At 50.4% G+C, this 4,789-nt stretch carries 3 protein-coding genes; 2 read left to right on the top strand and 1 reads right to left on the bottom strand.

Features of this window, described 5'->3' with window-relative positions:
• Position 1 precedes the first annotated feature (1 nt).
• Positions 2-976 (bottom strand): sulfite exporter TauE/SafE family protein, encoded by a 975-nt coding sequence (locus AD944_RS01275; protein ID WP_045543319.1) that lies wholly within the window; start codon positions 974-976, stop codon positions 2-4.
• Positions 977-1,303: 327 nt separating this feature from the next.
• Between AD944_RS01275 and AD944_RS01270 the strand changes: the two genes are divergently transcribed.
• Positions 1,304-4,558, top strand: coding sequence for an efflux RND transporter permease subunit (locus AD944_RS01270; protein WP_045543318.1), 3,255 nt, complete (start codon positions 1,304-1,306; stop codon positions 4,556-4,558).
• The gene (locus tag AD944_RS01265) at positions 4,548-4,784 is read left to right on the top strand and encodes a response regulator (protein ID WP_045543317.1); all 237 of its coding nucleotides are present in this window, start codon (positions 4,548-4,550) and stop codon (positions 4,782-4,784) included. The genes AD944_RS01270 and AD944_RS01265 overlap by 11 nt, the downstream gene beginning before the upstream one ends.
• Positions 4,785-4,789 lie beyond the last annotated feature (5 nt).

The following is a 4,789-nucleotide window of genomic DNA, read 5'->3' as shown; positions in this document are numbered from 1 at the left end:
CTTAACTGACGACACGCTCTAGGTAAGTTACGTATAGGCCACGAGTGGGAGAAAAATGAAGAACTGAAGCAATGTTTTCGACAGAAGCGTCTTGCGATTTTAAGGTGTGGCTCATCTCCAACTCTGTCGGGTTTTCTAGTTCTATCGATAGTTGATGTTGTTTCCAGTCCACAGCAAGTTCTACTTGTTTACTATTCTGGATGAAACGAAATTTTATATGATTTTGCGAAGTAATCTGGCTACCTGCTAAGCTTATCATTGCGATGCCAGCAACCACAGCTGCACCATGTCCTATTTGTCGGAAGAAGCTGTCAGGAATAAGATGTAGCGATGCTTTCATGATGAAAGAAGACGCCAGAGCAGCAACTGCGACAATAATGCCTGCGGCAACGGTGTTTTGGTCGACCAGCCCATAAAATGTATAAAGACCTACTTTTACGAGGTGAAGCAGGATGTCGTTGGCCGCGCGAGTTGCAACAATCTCCTCCTTACGTAAGCCCAGACGATGGTAGAAGCCATTAAACAATAATCCAACCGCTCCAGTGAAGCCCGAGATGAATCCGGCCAAGGCACCGATTATCGGCAGCCATGTTATACTACATGGTTCTGAAATTTTATCGTCTGCCTTGTGGCGATGAAGCATGAGTGGGAGATTACCTAACAAGAATAATCCGAGAAAAAAGTCCAGATAGGCTGGCTGGATATGTTTTAGGAGTAGAATACCCGCCCACGCTGCTGGTAGAGCCAAGGGCACGAAACGCAATACGATTTGCCATTGAATGGTTTGAAAAAAAAGAGCAATGCGGGACATCGAACTGGCAGCCGTGCCGATAGAGAGTGCGGCAGGTACATGATCGGCTGTAAGTAGTAATCCCAGCACAGGCATCATGATGAGACCAGCCCCTCCACCCGAGACAGCGCTGACCGCAAATGCGGCGATCGAGATCATGAACAAAGCAACAAACCCAAAAATCATGTCAGGTGTTCCAATAGCAGCTACGTTTGTGCATATGAATTATTGTTACGACTTTCGATTTCGGAGATCTTGAATCCATAAAAAAAACATAATAACACCTACAAAAAGTCGAAAAAACATAATTTTCTGCTCTCATAAAACGTCTATATGAATTTTTCTTATTTATTACCCTAAATATAGTGTGTATTCGTATTTATGGAAATGGTAGATCTATTAATAATTCCCAACGTGAGCTACTATATCTTGCCCTCTGACGCGAGTTCAATAACGGTAATGCGCCGATCCCTGTGAGGATCTTCATCATGTTGAACTGAAACGCCCACCAGTATGACGGATTGGTTTATATCCAGACCGGTTGCTACAATTTTAATGACGGTCTCTCTCTGCCTGTTTGGACTCATGGGGTATCTCATGCTTCCTGTGTCAGATTTGCCGAATATTGATTTCCCGGTCATTCAGGTACAAGCGTCCCAGCCCGGCGGAACGCCAGAGCAGATTGCCAGCTCCATTGCTGAGCCTCTGGAACGTCATCTCGGCACCATTGCCGGACTTCAGGAAATGACGTCTCAGTCCAGCAACGGGATGCTGCGTGTGACGCTTCAGTTTGCGCTCTCGCGTGACATTAACGGCGCAGCGCGGGATGTCGCCGCGGCTATTCAGGCAGCGCGTGTCGATCTGCCCAAGACGTTGCGGCAGAACCCAACCTATTCCAAAGCCAACCCGAACGATCCTCCAGCGCTGATCCTCGCTCTGGCTTCAGATACTCATACTCTGCCGATGTTGTATGATCAGGCAACCAATAACCTGCTTCCGCGCCTTTCACAGATTCACGGCGTGGGCCTTGTGCAGATCAGCGGCAGTGCTCTGCCAGCCGTGCGTGTCGAGATTAATCCGCTCATATTATACAAATATGGACTTGGCTTTGAAGATGTCCGTGCTGCACTGGCTTCAGCCAATGCACACACACCAAAAGGCTATATCGATACTGCTGGGCAGAGATTTCAGATTGTAACCAATGACCAGATACATTGTGCGGCAGATTATCAGAGGCTAGTTGTCGCGTGGCGTAACGGCAGACCAATTTATCTCACTGATGTGGCGACTATTATTGATAGCGTGGAAGATGTGCGCAATGCCGGTTACTATAACGGTAAGCCAGCGATTATTGCGCAAGTCTACATGCAGGCCAGTGCTAACGCTGTTGCAGCAATAGATCAGTTTCATAGCGAATACGGGGTCATTCAAAGCAGTCTTGCGCCAGGAACGAGGCTTGCCACTGTTATGGATCGGTCAGAGATTATCCGGGCCTCTCTCGCAGATACCCGTCTGACGCTGGGAGTTTCTGTTGTTCTTGTGATCGCGATCGTCCTGCTTTTTCTCGGTTCTCCACGCATCGTCGTAGTTCCTGCCGTTGTCATTCCGGCGTCCCTTCTCGGAACGCTTGGTTTTCTGTGGCTATTTGGTTACGGCCTCGACACTATGTCCCTCATGGCTCTGACAATTGCGACAGGCTTCGTTGTGGATGATGCCATTGTTGTTGCTGAAAACATCGCGCGTTATGCTGACGAGGGTCTGCCACCTCTGGATGCCGCGAGGCAGGGAGCCAAGGAGGTGCGGTTTACGATTATCTCAATCACTGCGTCGCTTATCGTGGTCTTTTTACCGATCCTGCTGATGGGCGGTCTGACCGGACGGCTGTTTCACGAATTTGCCATCACGGTCGCATTGACCCTATGCGTTTCAGCAATTTTATCGCTCAGCCTCACTCCCATGCTGTGCGCCAGACTGGGAACACATGCGGCGGAGAATGCTTTCACCCGCATTCTTGAGCGGTGGCATGAGCAGACGCAGAACATCTACCAGCGCACTCTGGAGGTCGCGTTAGGGCACCCGACGGTCGTCCTGCTCTCTCTTCCTCTCTCACTAGGCGTGACAGTGGCGCTGTATCAGGGGCTTCCTCAGGGGCTGTTTCCTGACGAGGATACCGGAATGCTTCTTGGTCGTGTCATGGGGAATGAGACAATTTCCTTTCAGGCCATGGCGCACGATATGGAAACTGTTCAGAGCATACTCCTGCAGGATCCGGATGTTGCGGGTGTTGCAGGCTTCCTCGGCGGACGAGGATCTTCCAATCAGGGTAATATTTTCATCCGCCTGACAGATAAGGCTGAGCGAAGCGATACCGTGGCCTCAACGATCAGTCGGCTGGGTCAACGCACCCGCGTTTTAAAAGATGCACGCTTTTTTGCGCTTCAGCGTGGAGCTATCCGGATCGGTGCGCGTCCGAGCAATGCGGCGTATCAATATAGTCTTCAGGGTAATGACCCACAGGAACTCTATCGTTACACCCAGAAGCTTGTGACGCAGCTGGGCGGGGAGAAAACACTAATGGATGTCTCCTCGGACGTCTTGCTGGGGGGTGACAGTATGGATGTGCGGATTGTGCGTGACGCCGCTGCGCGTGTGCAAATCACGCCTCAACTGGTCAGCAATGTTCTTTATGACGCCTATGGGCAAAGGGCGGTTTCTGTCATCTACAACCCCCTCAATCAGTATCGTGTGATCATGGAAGTGTCGCCACGCTTCTGGCAATCGCCAGAGTCACTTATGCAGACGTGGGTGAGCACCTCTGGGGGAAGCGCCAGCGGTGCAGCCCAGTCCAATCTCATCAGGGTTCAGCAGGGACAGACATCAGGATCGACAAACAGTGTCAGCAGGCAGAGCATGTCAAACCAGATTGCCAATAGTCTGGCGGGGGGCTCTTCCGCGTCATCAGGATCAGCGGTTTCGACGGTCCATGAAACCATGGTTCCTCTCTCTGTCGTGACGACCCGCAAAATGAATAAGACTGCGCTTGCTGTTAATCACGCAGGTCAGGCAATCGCTGCAACAATTTCTTTTAACCTTCCGCCAGGCGTATCTTTAAATCAGGCGATGAAGACAGTCGATCGCGTCGTTGCTCAGGCCAGACTTCCAGCGTCAATTCAGGGGGACTACGCAGGCAACGCAGCACAGTTACGCAATTCAGCTAACAATCAGCCGTTATTGATCGGGGGCGCTGTTCTGGGGATCTACATCATTCTGGGTATACTGTATGAAAGCTTTGTCCACCCGATTACCGTGCTGTCCACCTTACCATCAGCCGGTGTTGGCGCGATGCTTGGTCTGTGGGCCTGTGGCGAAGAGTTTTCTCTCATGGCGATGATTGGACTGCTTCTGCTTGTTGGTATCGTTAAAAAGAATGCTATCATGCTGATTGATTTTGCTATTGCTGCCGAGCGATCAGGTCTTAGCCCAGAGGACGCTATTCGTCAGGCGTGTTCTTGTCGTTTTCGGCCTATCCTGATGACGACTTTTGCCGCCGCGTTTGGCGCTTTGCCGTTGCTGTTCGGTCATGGATACGGTGCGGAACTCCGTTTGCCGCTTGGTATCACGATCCTTGGGGGCCTCGTCGTGAGTCAGGCTCTGACGCTTTATACGACCCCGATTCTATATTTAGTTCTTGATAAGTTTCCATTCGAACCACAACGCATTTTATCGAACCTGTTAGGTATAATAAGGAAGGGGGCTCATGATGGCTGATCGTCAGGAGACTGCTCCTCGTATTCTACTGGTTGAGGACGATTGTGAGACTGCCGCTTATATCAAGGCCTCTCCTATGTTTGCGCATATGGAAATTAAGGCGGTTGCTAATGGAAATCAGGGGTGTGATCTGGCTCTAGATGAGCAGTGGGATTGCATTATTCTCGATCGCAGACTTCCGGGAGTTGATGGTCTGGTAATCCCCCCATTTTTAGTGGGGCATTGAATGAG

The sequence above is a fragment of the Acetobacter tropicalis genome, from assembly GCF_001580915.1.
Classification (GTDB): domain Bacteria; phylum Pseudomonadota; class Alphaproteobacteria; order Acetobacterales; family Acetobacteraceae; genus Acetobacter; species Acetobacter tropicalis.
Note: the sequence above shows the minus strand (reverse complement) of the source record. Positions and strands in the feature narration are given on the sequence as shown.

Excerpts from the sequence above, each read along its gene's own strand:
- AD944_RS01270 (WP_045543318.1), top strand. The coding sequence starts at position 1,304 with ATGACGGATTGGTTTATATCCAGACCGGTTGCTACAATTTTAATGACG.
- AD944_RS01265 (WP_045543317.1), top strand. The coding sequence starts at position 4,548 with ATGATGGCTGATCGTCAGGAGACTGCTCCTCGTATTCTACTGGTTGAG.
- AD944_RS01275 (WP_045543319.1), bottom strand. The coding sequence starts at position 976 with ATGATTTTTGGGTTTGTTGCTTTGTTCATGATCTCGATCGCCGCATTT.